The organism is Synechocystis sp. PCC 7509, from assembly GCF_000332075.2.
Classification (GTDB): domain Bacteria; phylum Cyanobacteriota; class Cyanobacteriia; order Cyanobacteriales; family Chroococcidiopsidaceae; genus Aliterella.
In genome coordinates, this window is the sequence record NZ_ALVU02000001.1 from 2,280,049 (window position 1) to 2,300,784 (window position 20,736).

General features: G+C 41.3%; 18 protein-coding genes. 12 read left to right on the top strand and 6 right to left on the bottom strand.

Annotated features, from left to right (window positions below; all coding sequences use genetic code 11):
* The first annotated feature begins 2 nt into the window (after window positions 1-2).
* The 7 genes from SYN7509_RS0211525 (at window position 3) to SYN7509_RS0211555 (ending at window position 6,426) form a co-directional block, all read left to right on the top strand.
* The gene (locus SYN7509_RS0211525; protein ID WP_009632796.1) at window positions 3-1,079 is read left to right on the top strand and encodes an ABC transporter permease; all 1,077 of its coding nucleotides are present in this window, start codon (window positions 3-5) and stop codon (window positions 1,077-1,079) included.
* Between the two features lie 18 nt (window positions 1,080-1,097).
* Complete coding sequence (locus SYN7509_RS0211530; protein ID WP_009632797.1) at window positions 1,098-2,024, top strand: ABC transporter permease; 927 nt, start codon at window positions 1,098-1,100, stop codon at window positions 2,022-2,024.
* Window positions 2,025-2,039: 15 nt separating this feature from the next.
* The gene (locus SYN7509_RS0211535) at window positions 2,040-3,068 is read left to right on the top strand and encodes a formamidase (protein ID WP_009632798.1); all 1,029 of its coding nucleotides are present in this window, start codon (window positions 2,040-2,042) and stop codon (window positions 3,066-3,068) included.
* Window positions 3,052-3,735, top strand: a complete 684-nt coding sequence (gene biuH, locus SYN7509_RS0211540) for a biuret amidohydrolase (protein ID WP_009632799.1) — start codon at window positions 3,052-3,054, stop codon at window positions 3,733-3,735. The genes SYN7509_RS0211535 and biuH overlap by 17 nt, the downstream gene beginning before the upstream one ends.
* 107 nt (window positions 3,736-3,842) lie before the next feature.
* Window positions 3,843-5,402, top strand: a complete 1,560-nt coding sequence (locus SYN7509_RS0211545) for an ABC transporter ATP-binding protein (RefSeq protein WP_009632800.1) — start codon at window positions 3,843-3,845, stop codon at window positions 5,400-5,402.
* A complete protein-coding gene (locus SYN7509_RS0211550) occupies window positions 5,402-5,749 on the top strand; it encodes a cupin domain-containing protein (protein ID WP_009632801.1) in 348 nt (115 codons plus the stop codon). The genes SYN7509_RS0211545 and SYN7509_RS0211550 overlap by 1 nt, the downstream gene beginning before the upstream one ends.
* Window positions 5,740-6,426 carry a cysteine hydrolase family protein gene (locus SYN7509_RS0211555; RefSeq protein ID WP_009632802.1) on the top strand — a complete coding sequence of 229 codons (687 nt, stop codon included), beginning with the start codon at window positions 5,740-5,742 and terminating at the stop codon, window positions 6,424-6,426. The genes SYN7509_RS0211550 and SYN7509_RS0211555 overlap by 10 nt, the downstream gene beginning before the upstream one ends.
* Here the strand turns inward: SYN7509_RS0211555 and SYN7509_RS0211560 are convergent.
* A complete protein-coding gene (locus SYN7509_RS0211560; protein ID WP_009632803.1) occupies window positions 6,410-6,808 on the bottom strand; it encodes an allophanate hydrolase-related protein in 399 nt (132 codons plus the stop codon). The two genes, SYN7509_RS0211555 and SYN7509_RS0211560, sit on opposite strands and share 17 nt — an antisense overlap.
* A gap of 151 nt (window positions 6,809-6,959) precedes the next feature.
* Between SYN7509_RS0211560 and SYN7509_RS0211565 the strand changes: the two genes are divergently transcribed.
* On the top strand, window positions 6,960-8,756 hold the full coding sequence (locus tag SYN7509_RS0211565; RefSeq protein WP_009632804.1) for an iron uptake porin: 1,797 nt from the start codon (window positions 6,960-6,962) through the stop codon (window positions 8,754-8,756).
* A gap of 322 nt (window positions 8,757-9,078) precedes the next feature.
* Window positions 9,079-9,795: a methyltransferase gene (locus tag SYN7509_RS0211570; protein WP_009632805.1), complete on the top strand. Its 717-nt coding sequence runs from the start codon at window positions 9,079-9,081 to the stop codon at window positions 9,793-9,795.
* A 355-nt stretch (window positions 9,796-10,150) separates the two neighbouring features.
* On the opposite strand, the gene SYN7509_RS0211575 is transcribed toward SYN7509_RS0211570, so the two are convergent.
* Window positions 10,151-10,567: a hypothetical protein gene (locus SYN7509_RS0211575; protein WP_009632806.1), complete on the bottom strand. Its 417-nt coding sequence runs from the start codon at window positions 10,565-10,567 to the stop codon at window positions 10,151-10,153.
* 430 nt (window positions 10,568-10,997) lie between these two features.
* Here SYN7509_RS0211575 and psb28 point away from each other — a divergent pair, with 430 nt between their 5' ends.
* Window positions 10,998-11,333 (top strand): photosystem II reaction center protein Psb28, encoded by a 336-nt coding sequence (psb28, locus tag SYN7509_RS0211580; protein WP_009632807.1) that lies wholly within the window; start codon window positions 10,998-11,000, stop codon window positions 11,331-11,333.
* 4 nt (window positions 11,334-11,337) lie between these two features.
* A complete protein-coding gene (locus tag SYN7509_RS0211585; RefSeq protein ID WP_009632808.1) occupies window positions 11,338-11,826 on the top strand; it encodes a MogA/MoaB family molybdenum cofactor biosynthesis protein in 489 nt (162 codons plus the stop codon).
* Here the strand turns inward: SYN7509_RS0211585 and dapF are convergent.
* Window positions 11,823-12,665 carry a diaminopimelate epimerase gene (dapF, locus tag SYN7509_RS0211590; protein WP_009632809.1) on the bottom strand — a complete coding sequence of 281 codons (843 nt, stop codon included), beginning with the start codon at window positions 12,663-12,665 and terminating at the stop codon, window positions 11,823-11,825. The genes SYN7509_RS0211585 and dapF overlap by 4 nt on opposite strands.
* A 100-nt stretch (window positions 12,666-12,765) precedes the next feature.
* On the opposite strand from dapF, the gene SYN7509_RS0211595 reads away from it, so the two are divergent.
* Complete coding sequence (locus SYN7509_RS0211595; RefSeq protein WP_009632810.1) at window positions 12,766-12,981, top strand: Hfq-related RNA-binding protein; 216 nt, start codon at window positions 12,766-12,768, stop codon at window positions 12,979-12,981.
* Here the strand turns inward: SYN7509_RS0211595 and SYN7509_RS0211600 are convergent.
* The 3 genes from SYN7509_RS0211600 to SYN7509_RS0211610 form a co-directional block, all read right to left on the bottom strand.
* Window positions 12,978-17,840, bottom strand: coding sequence for a DUF5724 domain-containing protein (locus tag SYN7509_RS0211600; RefSeq protein ID WP_009632811.1), 4,863 nt, complete (start codon window positions 17,838-17,840; stop codon window positions 12,978-12,980). The two genes, SYN7509_RS0211595 and SYN7509_RS0211600, sit on opposite strands and share 4 nt — an antisense overlap.
* A 1-nt stretch (window position 17,841) precedes the next feature.
* Window positions 17,842-18,276: a hypothetical protein gene (locus SYN7509_RS0211605; RefSeq protein ID WP_009632812.1), complete on the bottom strand. Its 435-nt coding sequence runs from the start codon at window positions 18,274-18,276 to the stop codon at window positions 17,842-17,844.
* A 117-nt stretch (window positions 18,277-18,393) separates the two neighbouring features.
* Window positions 18,394-20,727, bottom strand: a complete 2,334-nt coding sequence (locus tag SYN7509_RS0211610; protein ID WP_009632813.1) for a cation:proton antiporter — start codon at window positions 20,725-20,727, stop codon at window positions 18,394-18,396.
* Window positions 20,728-20,736 lie beyond the last annotated feature (9 nt).

Consider the following 20,736-nt stretch of genomic DNA (forward strand, 5'->3'; position numbering starts at 1 on the left):
TTATGACTAATCGTAGACTAGCAACTCTGGAATCTGTTTTTATTCCCATTGGCGCGATCGCATTTTCTTTAGTATTATTTGGATTATTTTGTTTAGCTGTAGGTGCGAATCCTTTTGGAGTCTACGCCTCAATTTATAAAGCCGCTTTTGGTAGTTGGTATTCTTTCCAAAACACCTTAATTCGCTCTGCACCATTAATGTTAAGTTCCCTCTGTACAGCCCTTCCAGCCCAGTTAGGATTGATAATTATTGGCAATGAGGGGGCGCTGGTTGTCGGTGGTTTGGGGGCGATAGTGGCGGGTTTAAGCCTATCTGGAGCGACTTCTATAGTGGTGCAGCTATCTATGGCAGTAGCCGGGATTGTTTGCGGTGGTTTGTGGATTGCGGCGGTAGGGGCTTTGCGTTACTACCGGGGAGTAAACGAGACAATTAGTAGTTTGTTGCTTAATTATATTGCGATCGCACTTCTCAATCATCTCGTTGGTGGGCCATTAAAAGATCCCAGTAGTTTAAACAAACCTTCAAGTTTCCCCCTGGCGGCGACGGATATGTTGGGCAATATTCCCGGTACTCGCGTACATTACGGGCTAATTTACGGGTTAATTGCTTGCGTAGTTACCTACTTTTTAATTAAACATACTACCTTTGGTTTTGCCGCACGGACGGCGGGGGGAAATATCCGCGCGGCAAAAATTGTAGGATTACCTGTAGGCAAATTGACTATGGCAATTTGTTTTTTAGCGGGTTCTTGTGCAGGATTGGCGGGAATGGTAGAAGTTGCGGCGGTACAAGGACGCGCGAATGAGTCTTTAAATTCTAACTATGGTTACGCGGGGATTTTAGTTGCTTTTATTGCCCGTTACAATCCCTTAGCGGCGAGTTTGGTAGCCGTTTTACTTGGTGGGATTTTAGCGAGTGGGGGAATTTTGCAGCGCAGTCACAATCTACCGGATGCAACAGTTTTAGTATTTCAAGGATTAGTTTTTATTGTGGTGTTGTACAGCGAATCTCTCTACGGACGCTTGGCAATATTTAAAGAACGACAAGTAGTCAAAAGTCCGCCCACAGTCACAGTTTAATTACCAAGTATTAACAAAATGACTACAGAATCATTGGGTTGGTTAGGTGTACCATTAGCGATCGCAGCAGGTACTTTAAGAGGGAGCGCTCCCTTTCTGTTTGTTAGTCTGGGCGAGTGTTTGACAGAAAAAAGCGGCAAGATAAATCTGGGTTTAGAAGGAACATTATTAACTGGCGCTATGAGTGCTTATGCCATTTCTTACCTTACGGGTTCGCCTTGGCTGGGTGTATTAGTGGCAGGTTTGGCGGGGATGCTGTTGGGATTGATTCATGCTTGGCTATCTCAACAACCCAAAGTCAACGATATTGCGGTGGGGATTGCGATGATTATTTTTGGTAGCGGGATTGCTTTCTTTTTTGGTAAACCTTTTATCCAGCCTGCTGCGCCGCAATTACCAACTATAGATTTAGGTAGTTGGAGTAATTTCCCTCAAATAGAATCGGCTTTAAAAATTAGCCCGTTATTTCTCATCGGTGTAGCTGTAGCGCCCTTAATGCAATGGTTTTTTAAATCAACTCGTTGGGGTTTATATATCCGGGCGGTGGGCGATAGTCCTGATGCGGCTAAAGCAATGGGTATTTCAATATCGAAGGTGCGAATGCTGTGTATTATTGCTGGAAGTTTTTTAGCAGGAATTGGCGGGGCTTATTTATCTCTTTACTATCCGGGGAGTTGGACAGAACGTATTTCTAGCGGACAAGGATTAATGGCAGTTGCTTTAGTAATTTTTGCGCGATGGAATCCAATTCAATGTTTGTATGCTTCCTTATTATTTGGCGGCGCACAAGCCATTGGGCCAGCTTTGCAATCAGTGGGGATAAATTCTTATTACTACTTATTCAATGCTTCGCCGTACATTTTGACTTTGGCAATTATGATTTTTACCTGTTCGCCCAAACGAACGTTGATGGGTGCGCCAGGGGCATTAGGAACAGTTAATTAAATAAGGGGATAAAAAATGAGTGGACTTGGCGGTTTAAATAAGTTACCCGATGGGGTAGTTATTGGACTTGTACAGTTACAGTTGCCCACAGTAGTTACTCCTGATGACTTAACAATACAATGCGATCGCATTTGCAATATGGTAGGCAAAGCGCGGCGTAATTTACCTTCAATGGATTTGGTAGTTTTTCCAGAGTACGCCCTACATGGCTTATCAATGGACACTAATCCAGAAATTATGTGTAGTTTAGATGGAAAAGAAGTAACAGCTTTTCAAATTGCCTGTCGGGATAACAAAATCTGGGGTTGCTTTTCAATTATGGAATTTAACCCCCAAGGAAATCCGTACAATAGCGGCATTATTATTGATGACACTGGAGAAATTAAACTTTATTATCGCAAATTACATCCTTGGATTCCTGTAGAACCTTGGGAACCTGGAAACCTTGGTATCCCTGTCTGTGAAGGCCCAAACGGTAGCACTTTATCTTTAATTATCTGTCACGATGGGATGTTTCCAGAAATGGCGCGAGAATGTGCTTATAAAGGTGCGGATATTATGCTTCGTACCGCAGGATATACCGCCCCAATTCGTCATTCTTGGCAAATTACAAATCAAACTAATGCTTTTTGCAACTTAATGTACACAGCATCCGTTTGTATGTGCGGTACTGATGGTAGCTTCGACTCTATGGGCGAGGGAATGATTGTTAGCTTTGACGGTACGCCGATTGTGACAGGTAGCAGCCGCCCGGATGAAATTATCACCGCCGAAGTACGACCAAAATTAGTCCAAGAAGCGCGGCGACATTGGGGAGTTGAAAACAACATTTATCAATTTGGTCATCGGGGCTATGTGGCGGTAAAAGGTGGCGCACAAGACTGTCCTTACACCTATATGCAGGATTTAGTTAACGGCTGCTATCGCTTACCTTGGGAAGACGAGGTAATTCATACAGATGGCACTTCCTGCGGTTTTCCAGTTCCTACGCGGACATATCAAAATGTATTAACGGAGGCTGAAAAAGATGGGACGCTTTGTTGAAGCCGAACCCTATTTATATCCGTTTAATGGCGATTTGCGGAAAGAAAATACAGTTTTGCTAATCATTGATATGCAGACTGATTTCTGCGGAGTTGGCGGCTATGTAGATAAGATGGGCTACGACTTATCTTTGACTCGCGCACCGATTGAACCGATTAAAAAGGTTTTAGAAGTAGTGCGAAATCTGGGTTATCCCGTCATGCACACCCGCGAAGGACACCGCCCTGATTTAAGCGATTTACCAGAAAATAAACAATGGCGATCGCGTCAAATTGGCGCAGGAATCGGCGATAATGGCCCCTGTGGTAGAATTTTAGTTCGCGGCGAACCAGGATGGGAAATTATCCCAGAACTTGCCCCCGCACTAGGAGAAGCAGTTATCGACAAGCCTGGTAAAGGTTCTTTCTACGCCACCGACTTAGATTTATTGCTAAAACGTCAAAATATCCAAAACATTGTACTTGCAGGCATTACTACCGATGTCTGCGTGCATACAACAATGCGCGATGCCAACGATCGCGGTTATGAATGCTTACTTCTTACTGATTGCACCGCCGCCACCGATTACAGCAATCATTTAGCGGCTTTAAAAATGATTCAAATGCAAGGAGGAGTATTTGGGGCGATCGCACATTCCACAAATTTTATTCAAGCTATTAGCCCATAGATTTCTTGTAAGCTGTTAATCCATATTTTCCCCCTTTTTCAAGGGGGGCTAGGGGGGATCTCACGACGGGCAAAATACAGACCATACCTTATTATCAGGTGTAAACAATGGCAAAAGTTATAGATAATTCAACAACAATGCTACGTCTTAATAATCTAATTCCCCCAGAATTAGCCGTAGTAAATATGACTAAGAAATTCGGGACAATGACGGCATTAGATAACGTCTCAATGACTCTCAAACCAGGAAGTTTCCACGCTTTATTAGGGGAAAATGGCGCAGGTAAAAGTACCTTAGTTAAATGTTTGATGGGGTTTTATACTCCCACCTCTGGGAAAGTATTGATTGACAATCAATTACGTCAAATTGACAGTCCCCGCGATGCACATAAGTACAGTGTAGGTATGGTTTACCAGCATTTTACCTCAGTACCAGCGATGACCGTTGCCGAGAATTTGGTTTTATCCAAGTTTGACAGTCCAAACTTGATTAACTGGAAAGCTGAGAAGCGCGAATTAAATGCTTTTATGCAAACTGCGCCGTTTCAGATTCCGTTAAATATCCCCATTACTCAACTAGCGGCGGGACAAAAGCAAAAACTCGAAATTCTTAAACAACTGTATTTAAAAAATCGGATTTTGATTTTAGATGAACCAACCTCAGTTTTAACACCTGCTGAAGCCGACGAAGTTTTGGGATTATTGCGCCAACAAGTCAGTTTAGGACAATTAAGCGTATTAATGATTAGTCATAAATTCCGAGAAGTTACAGCTTTTGTAGATGAAATTACTGTTTTGCGTAAAGGTAAATTTGCCGGAAGCGGTTTAGTAAAAGACTTAACTGTTGCAGACATGGCGCATATGATGATGGGGGAAAAGCGATCGCCTACACCAGTATCAAAAGTAGCAATTACCGAAGTTAAGCCTGTATTAGAAATAAAAAATCTTCACGCTAATAAAGACAATGGTACAGAAGCCGTTGCAGGAGTCAATCTCAACGTTCATAATGGGGAAATTGTTGGAATTGCGGGAATTTCAGGCAATGGTCAAAGGGAATTAGTAGAAGTTTTAGCAGGTCAACGTTTGGCGACTTCTGGAGAAGTTTTAGTAAACAAAGAACCTTACACCGCCAAGCGCGAACAGATATATCGCCACAAAGTGTTTACATTACCCGAAGAACCTTTACGCAACGCTTGCGTAGCTTCTATGAGTGTGGCAGAAAACCTCGCTTTTAGAACCTTTGACAAGTCGCCGCAATCTGTTGGTGGCGCGTTGCTGGTAATGTCTGCAATCCGAAATGCTGCTAAAACTTTAATTCAAACTTTCTCGATTAAAACACCTTCAGCAGATACACCTGTAGGGAATTTATCGGGGGGAAACGTGCAAAGGACGGTACTTGCAAGAGAATTAGCGGCGGAACATATTAATTTACTAATTGCGGCTAATCCTTGCTTTGGCTTAGATTTTGCGGCGGTAGATTACATACATTCTCAAATAGTTGCAGCGCGAAATAGAGGTGTAGCAGTGATGTTAGTTAGTGAAGACTTGGACGAACTATTAAAACTAAGCGATCGCATTGTCGTCATTAGCGAGGGCAAATTTGTCTATGAAAGTGAAATTTCTCAAGCTGATTTTGCCACCATCGGTAGAAGTATGGCGGGACACTAATGCAATCAACTTTAATTCTCAAAGACTTACTTAATATTACCTCCCACCAAGAGGAATTACCCTGGCAACCTTTCCGCGAGGGAGTTGAAATTTACCGACTGTATGGGGATGGAAGCAGTGCGGCGGCGGCGTTATTACGCTACCAACCCTTAGCTAAAGTTCCCAGACACGATCATTTAGGTTTTGAACATATTTTTGTACTTTCTGGTTCGCAAACCGATGAAAACGGCGAACATTTAGCCGGAACTCTCGTTATCAATCCACCTCAAAGCAACCACAGCGTTACTAGCGATGCTGGTTGTATTGTTCTAGTCATTTGGGAAAAACCTATATCTATATGGTCTTAATATCTGCTCAACCTTACGATTACGAGTTGCCTGTTAAAGGTCTAGGATTGCTAATTATTGATATGCAGCGAGACTTTCTAGAACCAGGGGGTTTTGGTGAAGCTTTAGGCAACGATATCAGTTACTTACGTCAAATTGTACCAACAGTACAGCAATTATTAAAAACCTTTCGCCGCTTGCAGTTACCAATCTTTCACACTATCGAAGGTCATGCGCCAGATTTATCCGATTGCCCTAATTCTAAATTGCAACGAGGTAAAGGAAATCTCAAAATTGGCGATCGCGGATCGATGGGAAGAATTTTAGTTTTAGGCGAACCCGGTAACGCCATTATCCCCGAACTTAGCCCGATTGCTAGAGAGTTTGTAATTTCTAAGCCTGGTAAAGGCGCTTTTTGTCGGACTCATTTAGAAAAACTGTTGAACGAACAAGGAGTTAGTCATCTAATTATTACCGGAGTCACAACTGAAGTCTGCGTTCAAACAACCATGAGAGAAGCAAACGATCGCGGTATGGAGTGTTTATTAGTGGAAGATGCTACCGCTAGTTACTTTCCCGATTTTAAACAATCTACCTTAGAGATGATTCGCGCCCAAGGCGGTATTATCGGCTGGACAGCAACAGCAGCAGAGGTTTTAGAAGGTTTGGCAAGTTGGCAAGTTAAGTTAGCGGCTTAGTCCCCAAACTATTCATATATTCGCGCCAACCGCCCCATTGAGTTATATCTTTTTTCCCCTCACACAAACTCGGTTCGCCCAAAACTCCTAACACTATTTCACCATTAGCTAAACGTATTTTACCAATACACAACCCTGGTGGTTCTTGCCAGAGAATTTCGCCTAATCCAATACTAGGAACATTCCAAACTTCTAGAGCGATCGCACTTCCGCCAGTTTTAACTTTAATCATAGCTGGGTGGCGATCGTCTATTGACCACAGGCGATAACTAGCTTCTGTCAATGCTTCTCGAACAAATACCGCCCCTACCGCTAGTAAATTACCGTTCAATTCCAAACCTTGCATCAATGTTCCATTTACCGCAAGTTGCACGTTTTCCATAATTAATTTACCGAAAAAATATGTATCGATTTTACTGGCATTTCTTCGTAACATTGCGAACGTTGTGGGGGCGCAAAGCATTGCGCCCCTACGGTTAATGTTTACGAATCCTGCGCGATCGTTATATTTCCAATTACCAATGTGAGGAGAAATGACAAAATTTTGGTTAGGTGCATTACTACAAATTTCCGCCGTATTAGCATCGCAATGGCTAATTCCATCTAGCGTTAAAGCCGAAACCCCCACCCTTGAAAGCGAACTATTACCCGCATCCGTTGAAGAACAAGATAACGCGATGGCGCAAGTTACCTCGGTTTCGCAGTTATCCGACGTGCAAACCACTGATTGGGCATTTCAGGCATTACAATCGCTAGTAGAGCGCTACGGCTGCATTGCGGGTTATCCTGATGGCACTTTTCGCGGAAACCGCGCTTTAACAAGGTATGAATTTGCGGCGGGTTTAAATGCTTGTTTAGATAGAGTTAACGAATTAATTGCTACCGCCACAACGAGTTTAGTTACTAAAGAAGATTTAGTTGCGATCGCTCAACTACGAGAACAATTTGCCATAGAACTTGCAACTTTAAAAGGACGCATAGATGTATTAGAAGCTTCTACGGCAGAACTACAAGCAAATCAGTTTTCTACAACTACTAAGTTAAGCGGCTTAGTTTGGGCTAATGTAACCGGAGCATTTGCCGGGGATGATGTTTTACTAGAATCTACCGAATTAGCACCGCCAGCGAGCTTTGGCGGGGTGGTAGCAAGACGTGCAGCGCGGGATACGAACGGGAATCCAGTTGTTGCTACTAGAACCGAAGATCCTGAAGTTACTTTAAGTAATTTAGTATGGCTAAGTTTTAATACTTCCTTTACAGGCAAAGATAGTTTAGTTGTGCAACTAGCCGCCGGAAATGGCGATTCTCCAGCCAATCAATTTACTTCAGCAGGACTCTACAATACTTTTGGCGTTCCCTTTTTCGATCAAACTGCTGGTATTCAAGGGCTAGGCAATACTGTTGTCATTCGAGAATTATTCTACCAATTTCCCGTCGCTGACACTCTCCAATTAGTAGTCGGAACGCGAGTTAATTGGTATCGCTACTTTGACAACAACGCTTTTATCTTTATTTTAAACGGTGCAAACAGTTTTGACTCTAATAGCAGCACGTTATTAAACTCCATAGATCGCGGATCGGGAGGTGTAGCAATTTGGCAACCAAGCAAACAGTTTCGTTTAGCTGTCGGCTATTTGGGCGAAAATGACGAATTTCTCTCAAATTCCATTGCACCCGGCTTTAATACTTCTAGCGATCCCAACTTTGGCTTATTTGGGGGAAATTATACCGCTACTGCTGAAGCCACATTTTCACCAAGCGATCGCCTAAACTTGCGATTTCTCTACAATCGCGCTCGTACCCAAGCAATTAACGGTGTAGTTGGCGGTGCTATAAGTGATTCAACTTATCAAGGAGTAGCCGACGATGGAGTTTCCGCCATTTTCGATCCCCTCACCGGAACTGTAGCCGATGGTGGACTCGATCATTCTATGGCGGATGTGTTTGAATTTAACTTTGATTGGTTAATCGCTAAAAGTTTCGGCATTTTTGGACGCTATACCTATGCTAGTACCAACTTAAAACCCATTAACCAAGACATCAACGCCCAAGCAATTCAAGCCGGGGTAGCATTCCCCAATTTAGGTAAAGAGGGGGCATTATTTACCCTTTCCTACATTATCCCCTTTTCAATTTTAGATGGTCGTCAATACCTAGTTTCCGGTGGTGGAGATGGTGGGATTCAGTACGAGTTTGAAGCAAATTACTTTTACCCCATCACCGATAATATTGCTCTTGTTCCCGCCTTCTACCTAATTGCTAATCCCAACAACTTTAGCAGCAACCCCAATATCTATGTAGCCAATTTACGCGCTCAGTTTAGTTTCTAGCAAAGGTGCGATCGCCAAAATAAATCCAATGTATAGGGGCGCAATGCATTGCACCCCTATACTGAGTTGGGGGATTTCTTGTGGATTTAATAGAAAATACGCCCGATAACTCTTACTAGAAGCTCTACTCTAGGCAAAATCTTAATTTACCTCTTTGCGATCGCACTTTTAGTTATACTGCTATTGATTCCTTTCAATTATTTAGTATAAAATCTTACCTAAATACAATTGCTTACCAATTCATCAGGTATAGAACTAACGATAGATGGCAGTATAAACGCTGAAACAGTAGGTTTGGGTTAGTTGCTTTTTCATAACTTAAATGCTTACTTCACCAAAACCATTAAAAGATGTATTTTTCTGCCCTGAAGAATCAAATTTTTACTCTTACTGCTTGCAAAGCTTAGTATTAAATAACTGCTTAAGTTCTGAAACTATTATTGAATTTGGCTCTGGCGATGGTAGTCCAGTTATTAATTCTTTAAGCAAGCTAAAATTTGATGGGGTAGTACATGGATTTGAAATCAATAAGTTATCTTGCGAACTTGCAAATGAAAGGATAAAGGTTTACGGTTTAAGCGATAAATATATAGTTCATAATCGTTCTTTATTTGACACAACTAAACCTCAAGGAGATTATTTAATATCTAATCCACCTTATTTACCAGCAATAGATAACAAAATATATCAGCCATTTTTGCACGGCGGTACAGATGGAATAACTGTTACAAAACAGTTATTATCATTAGATTATAAAAATGTATTAGCGATGATTGCTAGTTATTCTAATCCTGTAGGTGCAATTGATTATGCTTTAACTAAAGGCTACCACATTGCCAATTTTATTATTTCCCCTTTGAATTTTGGTTATTATAGTTCTGAGCTAAAAGTCAAAAATCGCATTGAGGAATTAAAGCAAGAGCAAAAGGCTTTTTATTCTAAAAATATGTACTTGTTAGCAGGTGTATTATTTACAAAGCAAAGCGATCGCCAAGCAAATTTATCTACAGAGTTAGTACAATTAATGACGTGCTTATAACCTAACTTTACAACCTGCAAGGTAATTCATATCACACTACAAAAATAAGTTGCGGTGCTGAAAGTGCAATATTTTTTTTTGCAACTCTCCTGTCTCAGCCGCTTTCCTACGGCATTACCAGTTACCCATTCAGCAATCAATAAGTTATGCGAGTTATCCTCCAGCGTGTCACCGCCTCTAAAGTCTGCGATGAAATTGTCGGCAAAATTGGTAAAGGGTTAAACTTGTTCGTAGGCATTGCCAACACTTAATATTTGTACTCGCAGTGTAGAAAATAACACTGACTGTAGTAGATAATCAGTTTAAAACTTTTCTAAAAATTGGACTTTATACAACTATATAAAGTCCAATTTATCTAGGTTTTAGGTAATTTTACCTTATGTTGAGAGCAATGGGCATTGACGGCTGATTTAACAACACCATCAGCAAATTTGTCTACTCCTGCTACACCTAATTTGTCTTTGGTTTTTATAGGTAATTTAGCTTGAGTATCGGTCTTAATCTTATTTTTTACATTAACGTGTGGGTTACCAGAATTAAACTGATCGCAGGCTGTATAAGCCATTTCTACAAGTGTTGTGGTAGGAATTTCTATAATGTAGTGGTCATGTTTTGTGGTATCTCCCACTTGTAAAAAATCAGATTCTACTGCAAGTTGCATGAGATAGTTTTGAATATCTATTGGATATATTGTATCGTCAGCTTGTACGGGTATGTTGATACCCACTAATGAAACAATACCTAATGTTGTAATTATTATTTTTTTGAACATATTAAATTCACAAGTGATAGCTTGGATGCTTAGTTAAGTCTATAGCCTGCAAAAACAAGGTATAACTTACTACACTTATTATTATGAATATATTAGACACAAATCATGTCTAACTTATGTCTAACTTGTGTTTAAGTTAACTTTCTGGCGTTACTAAAGGGGTAATGGGTAATAATTTTAATGAGCAACTCCCAATACGGTATGAAAGAGGCTGAGATAAGACAAGTTACCAACGTCGGGAATAAATCATCACACTTTCAGCAACGCCAATTTTTTTACTTAGTCATCTCGATCAGACCTTTACAAAGAAGTTTTGCTATAAACCGTAGTTGTAAAATAGCCTTCATTAAAAAAACTAATTTGAGTCGATGCGATCGCGGGTTGGTTCTAATAATGAGAAGATATAAAAAAACTTAGATTTAAGGCAACTATGGCGAAAATTCAATTTTCTAAAGGTGTTGATGAAGATGTAACCCCAAATGTACGTTTGACTCGTTCGCGGGACGGGAAGCAAAGTACAGCAACATTTCTTTTTCAGAATCCCTCGGTTTTAAGCGGCAATAACGCCGATGACATTACGGGAATGTATATGATTGACGAAGAAGGGGAAATCGTCACCCGCGAAGTTAAAGGTAAGTTTGTTAACGGCAAGCCGGAAGCTTTGGAAGTATTTTACATCATGAACTCAACGGCAGAATGGGATCGGTTTCTCCGCTTTATGGAACGCTACGCCGAGAAAAACGATCTAGACTTCAACAAAGCGTAACTATATGCAACCCCACCCCGATACAGGCAAGATAATAGTTAATTGTGCGGTAATCACCGTTAGCGATACGCGATCGCACCTTACGGATAAAAGCGGTCAGTTAATCAAACAATTGCTCTTAAATGCCGATCGCGCGGTGGGATATTACACCATTATTAAAGACGAACCAACACAGATTAAAAGCCAACTGCAAGCATTAAATAACATTGATGTCGTAATTTTTAATGGCGGTACGGGGATAGCGCCTAGAGATACAACCTACGATGCTATTTCTAGTTTGCTAGAGAAGACTTTACCAGGGTTTGGCGAGTTGTTTCGATATCTTAGTTACAAGGAAATTGGTTCAAGAGCGATCGCTTCGCGCGCGATCGCGGGTGTATACCAAAATATATTAGTATTTTCTGTTCCTGGTTCTAGCAATGCGGTCAAACTGGCGATGAATGAGTTGATTTTGCCGGAATTAGAGCATTTAGTTACTCAGTTACAAGCTTAACTAATTATCCCAGCAAATACCCGCTCTTGCGCCCCAGTCATATAAAGCCTTTGGTCGGGTTCTGACCATTCAATGAGCAAATCACCGCCGGGGAGTTCTACAGTGGCTTTGCGATCGCATTTACCCGTTAATACGCCAGCTACTAGCGCCGCACAAGCACCCGTCCCGCAAGCTAGGGTTATACCTGCACCTCGTTCCCAAACGCGCATTTTTAGGCGATCGCGTCCTACAACTTGAATAAACTCAGTATTAGTTTTTTGCGGGAATGCGGGATGATGCTCGAATTGAGTGCCAATTACTGCTAAATCTATGGCGGCGACATCTTCCACAAAGGTTATACAGTGGGGGTTTCCCATACTTACGCAAGTAACTAACCAAGTTTTTCCAGCTACTTCTAGGGGTTCATTGATTACTTTTTGTTCAGGAGAACTTAAGGTAGTAGGAATTTCTTTTGCTAGGAGTTTTGGTAAACCCATATCAACTTTTACTTGACCATCTGCTAGTATTTGGGGAGAAATAACGCCAGCTAAAGTATGAATGTGATATTGAACGTTTTTGCTGTTATTTCCTTCCAAATCGGCGATAAACCCGGCTAAACAACGAATACCATTACCACACATTTCGGGTTCTGAACCATCAGAATTGATAATTCTCATAGTATAATCCGTGCCTTCAAGACCTGGAAGCGCAAAAATTACCCCGTCTGCGCCAATACCAAAATGGCGATCGCATAATTGAATTGCTTGTTCTGGGGATACTATAAGTTCTGAAGAAGCGCGATTGTCAACTAAGATAAAATCGTTTCCTAGTCCTTGATATTTAACAAACTCGATAGACACGGTTTTTAATCCTCCCGAAAGTAGCTGGCAAATACTATAGTTGTATGATATTTATCTATTTTTACTCAAGAAGTCGCAGTGTTTGCCAGGAATTTAATTGATGAAAAGTGACTTTGATGTATCTTCACCCAGCATAAAGCAAGTACAGACGCTGATTAAGGACGGTAAAGCCGTTGAAGTAAAGTTGCTTAGTGGTGATTTACTTAGTGGCAAACTATTGTGGCAAGATCAAACCTGTGTATGTATGGTTGATACCAGCGAACAGAGTATTACTATTTGGCGACAGGCGATCGCTTTTATCAAAGCCACAAATTAACCTCTTGCCAAAATCTGCTCTAAAATTGTTGGATCTTTAATTTCGCGATCGCGTGATAGTAGCAGCACTTTGGAGATAACTTCGGCGGTTTTGGGATCGTTGTCAGCAAAGGGTAAAAATATGCGATCGCGATGCTGAGAATGGACGGGGACAATACATAAATATCCTCCTGGTTGGCGGTGAACTCCAGCGCTACCCAGATGCACGGAATAACTACCTAAATGACCTTCTATCAAAGCATGGGAGTTTTCTAGTTTCACGTTAGTTATTTGTAGCAAACGGCAAGTTTCCCGCAGTAAAGCCGATCGCATTTCAACCGTGGAAGCAGTAGCTTCGGGATCTACTCCGCCTTGGTGCGCCACACTGACAACTAAATCTAAGTCGCGCATGACTTCGCTAAAAACTAGCGGTGAAACTTGATTTAGTTCCAATGGTTTCCATTCTCCACGCCTGGTAAACTGTACGCCTTCGATGGTTAAACCTTCCACTTCTGTAGGGGAAAAGTAGCCATCAACAAAAGTTAGCCAAACTGAGAGATCGAACTCGTGGAATGTGCGTCTAACACCTTCTTCCGGCTGACTTATCCAACCTCTTTGACCTAATAGTGCTAAAGCTTGCCTAGAATTAACTTGGTGTCCGGCGTAACGATGGGAAATAGTGCGATCGCTTCTTTCGGTGGTAGTGAGTATGTATAATTCCCGAAATACTTGCTTAAATGGCTGCTGGCGTTGGTTTTGAAAACAATCTTGCTGCCACAAATGCCATAAATTAGTTCCTAATAAATCGTAAGGGTGAGCAATGCGTAAACTAATATTGCCCGTTGGTGTAAGTCCGCGATCGTAAGATTGTAAAAATCGTCCTTGTTGTACCGGATAACCAATAACATTTTCGCCGATAAATACTAATTTTTCTAGCATCGGTGCTAGTACGGGATGGGTACAAAGTTGCTGCAATTCTTCCGCCGTAAAGCGATCGCCGCGACACATGGCTTGTTCTAGAGATAATCGCATTCTGGATGCTTGGCGAGTAATATCTTGTTTGCGTTCTTGCAATTGGACGATGCTTTGCTCTTTTTTGTATTTGGCGGGAATAGCTTTTAAAGGTTTTGAGTTATTTGTGATGGTTATTTTTGGTTGTCCTTGTTCAATGGCTAGAGCAACCACCAGATCCTCAATAGCTACAGTTTGGGGTTGTTTGACCAAATCGGCGATCGCTTGGGCTTCCATCGCCCACTGGAGGCGCATGGGGTCTGTATAACCAGCATTTCGAGCTAAGTTTTCTAGGGCAATACTAACGGCTAGTTTTTCGCTGGCTTGTCTTTGCGAACCAAATTGGCGGCTAGTACGCAGAAATTCTTGAATAATTTGGTAACGTTCTAATAAATCTTTATCGCGCTTTTTACCTTTCGCCAGTGGTAACAATCCTAATACTCTTAGCGCGTCTTGATTGCGTTTTTGCGTTACCCGATTTACTAATTCTACTTTTTCAACTTTTCCCAACATTGCATCAGCGAATAGCTGCGCCCGTTTGTGTCCACTTCCTCCAGAGGCGTATTGTGCGGCGTTGTCTAAAGCTTCCCAACGTTCGGCTTTCAATGCTTGATAAACTCGTGTAAACCAGTCTATATCTACCGCACCGTTTAATAAATCTTGTCCAGTTAGGGGGGTTTGTTCGCTAATTTGAGCGTTCCAAGTTTCTCTAATTTCTTGCTCAACTTGCCAGTTATCATCTTTAGTATGGGCGTGAATCCACCACACCGCTTGAGCAAAAGAGCGCCATTTTAAAGCAGATTCGACATAATTTGCCCATTGTGGCGCATAAATCGCTAATTCTATTAGTTGTTGTTGCCCGATATTAGCCGCTTTTACTTGAGTTGCAAAATCCTGTGGTGTTTCGCCGTCTTTGGGAAAAGATATGCGAATTAAATGGCTGAAAACTCTAGCTTTTCCACTGGTGTCATAACTCCAACCTCGCACCAACTTATTTTTATTAAAAGCTTGCAGTAAGCTTACAACATTATTTATACCCGGTAAACTTCGCAATGCTAAAGCTGGTTCTGATGCAACAGTTGGTAATTCGCCGCGTTTGAGTTCTATTTCAATAATACGCTTGGCAATGCGATCGCCTATCTCTAATAAGATTGGATATTGGGCTAAATTAGGCGGTAATTTTCTTCCAGTAATCTGTCCTAAATCTCTAAAATATTCAATTCCCGAACCTAAAACTTGATCTATTAAATCTGCTTCTGTTGCTGCACCGATACTAAAAGCCATTAAAACATCTTCCAGTGCAGGGCGATAGCGTCGTGCTTGCGGTGTAGGTTCAGGTTCATCTAGCCAGCGTAATAATTGCCAAAATCTTGTTTGCTGCGCGTTATTCCAATCTAATGCAAAGAAGGAACGATGATATTGATTTAAGGAAAACCAGCTATACAGTGAACCGCTATAACGCCAGTCATTCCTATCAAAATTAAAATTTTGTACGAATACTCCTTGAAAAACTAATTTAAAGCTAGTTGTTACTGCATCAAGGAGAAAGTCTACTACTGTTGAGGGTAATGGATGCGATCGCATTGACCAATAGCAAATAGCTTGAACTATATTTGGATACCGTAGTTTTTCTGTATCAATAAATAAAGTCTTGTAAGCCTTTTTCCACCGTAACTCATCACTAAAATTAGATTTATTATATTGACCTAAAGAAGCTAGGATTTGGAGTAACTCTAAATTACCTTCATCGTAGGATTGAGATAAGTTTTCTTGCCACCAAGTTTCCCACACTTCTCGCAGTGGTAAGAGTTTAATATCTTCTTCTAGAGGTTTTGTAAAATTGGGGTCAGGAAATCCATAACTGATATTTCCTAGCAATTCTTCTTGTGTTGTTTGGTAAGACTCAGTAATAATTGGTGTTTGGCGGTGAGTATGAATTAACTCATCTAAGGACTCTAAACAAGCTTGCGCGGCGGGTGTAGCAAATAAACGCGGTTGGGTTACGTCTCCTAATTTTGGCGCTGTACGCTGGCTTGGATCTAATAATCCTAAAGCATTATCTAATGTTAAAACTTCTTGACTATCTGCCAAGATTGTATCTAAAAGTTGCTTTTCTGTATCGGTTTGTTTTGGGTGCTGTAATTGATATTTTTGGGCTAGAGTGCGAGATTCTGCAACCAGGCGATTCTTCGCCACCATTTGACACAAAAGTTCTAATCCAGCTTGACGTTGCAATAAATTTGCATTTAATAATCTTTGTGCTGAAGACTTCGCATCTGTATCTGATTGATTGAGTAATAACTGTAATAATCCGCGCCGTAAATCCCCAGACTTGCGAGTTAGTAGGCCTTCTAACTCTATTGCTTCGGCGGGAGTAATTGTACAATTAGCTAAATTTTGTAAAACTTGCGATCGCACCCAACTACTATTATCACCAATGAGCGAAAGCAAAGTTTGCCTAATCTCTGCATCCCAAGGTTGAATTATTGCTAATTTGTAAGCAATAGACGAGCGATCGCTACTGCTGCAAACCGATAAGTATGGTATTAGTCGTTTAGGCGATCGCGTACCCAAGTTATAAACTAAAGCGGATGCTACACTTTCTTTACTTACAGAAATTGTCATCCAATCCCAAACTAACGGCTCTAAAACTTTAGTTTTGCTAGGAAAATTGGGAATAATGCGTTCTAATCTTTCAAATAAATCTTTTTCTTGAATACTGCTGCTAATCAATACTCTAAGTGCCGTAGCAACTACTCGTAAATCTTCATCATTTAAAGCAGGTAATAGAGCAATTTGGGCTTCATTTATTCCCAATTGAGCTAATAAATGTGCCGCGACAAACCGCCGCTCGACAATTGGATCGTTTAATAACTTACTAGCTGATGAAGTAGCTAAAACTGCATCATTAAAGGCAATTGTCCATAAAGCTAAATAAACAGTCTGAGCATTATTACTTTCTAAAGCTGCGGTTTGTTCTGCGGGATTTTCTAAAAACAGTGAAACTTGTTCTAATATTTCCTTAACTATCCGATTATTAACTGATTCCCAACCAAAACCAAACCAAACATCTACCGCCCTAACCGTAGCGCTAAACCGAGTTAAATCCTGTTCTATCAATAAGCGCAACATTCGCCGAAAAGCATCAGGATGAGCCTCATCAATAGTTTCTAAAATAGTTTGCCTTAAACCTTCTTGACGCTGTGCCGCCAATAATAAATTCTCTACAAAAGTCCAGCCATCAGCACGATTGGCGATTAATAAAGCACGGGTAACATGGCGACCCATTGCCCCTATTTCGTGTTCGCCTCTCCCGGAATCTAAGAGTATCTCAAAAACCTGATTTCCTTGTTCAGAATTACTATTGATTGCCACCGCAAACAAAATTCCTAACGCCTCGCTTGTATAGCCTAAATAAGGAGTCCAAGCAGCAAACCAAGTTATATCTTGCTCGTAACCTTCGACAGTAGAAAGTAACTGATTGAACCATTGGCAACGAGCTATATTATGAATTTCTGGCTTGTTGGGTGCGCGAAATGATTTGCGTTGCCAGCCTATTTGATAAGGCGAATATGAAAACAATTGCCATGCTGATTCTATGTATAAATAAATTTGCGGAAACAGTGACTCAAAAATGTTTAATCGTTCCTCAGCACTCAAAATATTAAGTTGATTAAAAGCTTTATCTTTCGCTTCATACCTGGTCTGATAGTCCGTATACGGTTGACCATTACTATCGCGCTCTAAAATAGCAAAAACTATTTCTTTTAATGTTTCTGGTAACTTGTTAGCACTAGCAACTTTAGTTTCTATCCAATCAGGAATGTAAAAAGTTTTTAGTTGTTCTTTAGCGTATTCTGGGTTTAACATTTTAGCCTCCTACAAGCGGTACTAAACGCAAGAACAAAAGTTCGCTATTGGGATTAACGATAATTTGGCTATCTAATTTATGTTGTTGAATATCGTCAACAAAAACAAAATACAATCCATCTTCAAAGGACTGCAACGCATTACCTACAGCGATTTGTGAGTCTACTCCTTGGTTTAAATCCTCGCCGCCCATATTTACTTTACCAAGCAAAACTTTTTGCTCAATTTCTGCTTTAGTAAATACCTTTACTAATCTTCTTTGTTCTTGACGAGTTTGGAAGGCTTCAACTTCGGTTAAAACAATCTGCGTGAGTAAAATTCGTAGAGTCAGGACTTCGCCACCTTCGCCTATACTTGGTGGCAATGGTACGCGCCAATCGGTGAATAAAGGCTTGGAACGCCCTAAAACCTTACCTGCAACAGTAATTGTAGACATAGTTAGACTAAGGAATTTGCAATCAATAGTCTAACTTACGCAAATTTTATTTCTGGGGACTATAGCGTTTTATTAACCTGGTAATTAAAGACGTAGCACTGCTACGTCTCTACAAATCTACATATCTCGCCAACTATCCATCGGCAAATACTCTAATAAGGTTTCCGATTCAATGGCTTTGACAATGGGTACGGCGGGTATAACTTTACTTATAGCGCCGGGATTAACCAGTTGCTCTAATTGATTTAAACCAGAGAAGCCGCCACATAGTAACAACTGATCTCCGGCTTGCAAGTGCATACTACCATCAGGAAAACGCATAAACTTACCATCGCGGCGGATGGCTTGAATTTGCACTGCATACTGACGGCGGATATCAAGCTCGGCGAGACTTTGCCCCACGGCTGGACTATTATTAGCTACAAATAACCAATGACAAGGATTGTTTTCTGCGGGGAGCGTCGCTGCACCGTTGGCTAATTCATCAAAAGCGGCTAACTCGTCACCTTCCCCAACTATTAATAAGCGATCGCCTTCTTCCAAAATTGTCTTACTATCGGGATAATCCAATTCCTCACCATTTGCCCTTCTTACCGCCATTAAGCTTACTCCCGTCAAGTAACGCATATCTGCTTCCTCGATAGTCATTCCGGTAAGTGGAGAGCCTTCGGGCAATGCGTACCAACGCCTGTTCATATCTTGAGTAGCTTGTTCTAATTCTCTTGCTACTTGCGCTGGCGATCGCTCTGGGCGTAAATCTAAGTAATGGCGATCGCGGATTTCTTTGATTTCTAACTGCATTGTACTCGCCGATAAGCCCATTTTAGTTAGCAAATGATTGGCTAATTCCAAACTTGCCTCAAATTCTGGCTGTACGACTTCCTGCGCTCCCAATTGGTAAAAAGTTTCAATATCTTTATCATGATTTGCCCTTACTACCAAGTCTAAGTCGGGAGATAATTCTAAAGCCCGTTTTAAGCACAGCCGCGTACTCATGGGATCGGGTAAAGTTATGGCTAAAGATTTGGCTCTTTCTACCCCCGCCGTTTCTAAGACGTGAAAACTTGCCGCATTGCCATAAACGTAAGATACCCCCGCCTCGCGCAACTGCTGAATCCGGCTTTCGGATTGCTCAATTACAACGATTGGATAGCCGTGTTCTTGAACTAACTTAACTAAATTGCGCCCTACACGCCCGTAACCGCAAACTATTATGTGATTTTGCTGGGGTAATTCCTCCGATGCGGCGATCGCTACATCTCCCGCTTCAATTAAAGTTCTTAACCAAGGCAATTCAAGGATTTTCGGTACTAAACGCAATACAAACGGCGTTAATACAAGAGTTACAGCCGTTGTTCCCAAAATTAATAAGTACACGCGGCGAGAAACTAAGCCCATTGATAGCCCTTCACTGGCTAAAACAAAGGAAAATTCCCCAATTTGCGCCAGTCCAAAACCTACCATCAAAGCAGTTTTCCAGGGATAGCCAAATACTTTTACGAGCGGAGTAACGATCGCAAACTTGCCGAGAAATACCAATAATACTAATCCCAAAATCAACTCTAGGTTTTGCCACAAAAAGAACGGATCGATTAGCATCCCAATCGCCGCAAAAAATAAAGTTGCAAAAATATCTCGCAAAGGCTCTACATAAGTTAAAGTTTGGTCTGCGTATTCCACCTCCGAAATCATCAATCCAGCGACAAAAGCGCCCATTTCAATTGATAATCCCAAATGCTCCGTAAGCAACGCAATTCCCAAACACAGCGCCACTACACCTAATAAAAATAGTTCTTTACTCTCAGTTTTAGCGAACAACCTCAATAGGGGTGGAATCAGCCAAATCCCCGCTACCACTGCTCCGGCGGCAAATAAGCCAATTTTAATTAATGCTGTACCTACAGCTATACCAATGGTTTCCGGTGGCTGCTCTAAAGCAGGTAAAACCGCCAGCATTAGCCCTAATGCTAAATCTTGAACTACCAACATCCCCAACATAACTTGACCATGGGGCGTTTCAGTTTCGTTGCGCTCCATCAAGCATTTCAACACAACGGCGGTAGAGGAAAGCGATAAAATTGCCCCTAAAAATACTCCTTGCGCTGGAGAACTTACCCATCCCACACCTACCGATACAATAGCTGTACCGATAATAGTTAAGACAATTTGCAAACCCCCGCCACCTAGACTTATTAGTTGAACTTTTTTTAATTCCGCCAGGGAAAACTCCACTCCCAAAGCAAATAATAAAAAGGCAACGCCAAATTGGGCTAAAGTTTCTACTTGGATTAATTCTTTAATTAGTCCTAATCCCGCCGGCCCGATTATCATGCCCCCCACAAGATAACCTAGTAAAACTGGTTGGCGAAACAATGCTGCTAATAATCCCCCTGCCGCCGACACTGCAAGGACTAACACTAGGTCGATAATTAGTCTAAAATCTTCTTGCACAAGCTTTAT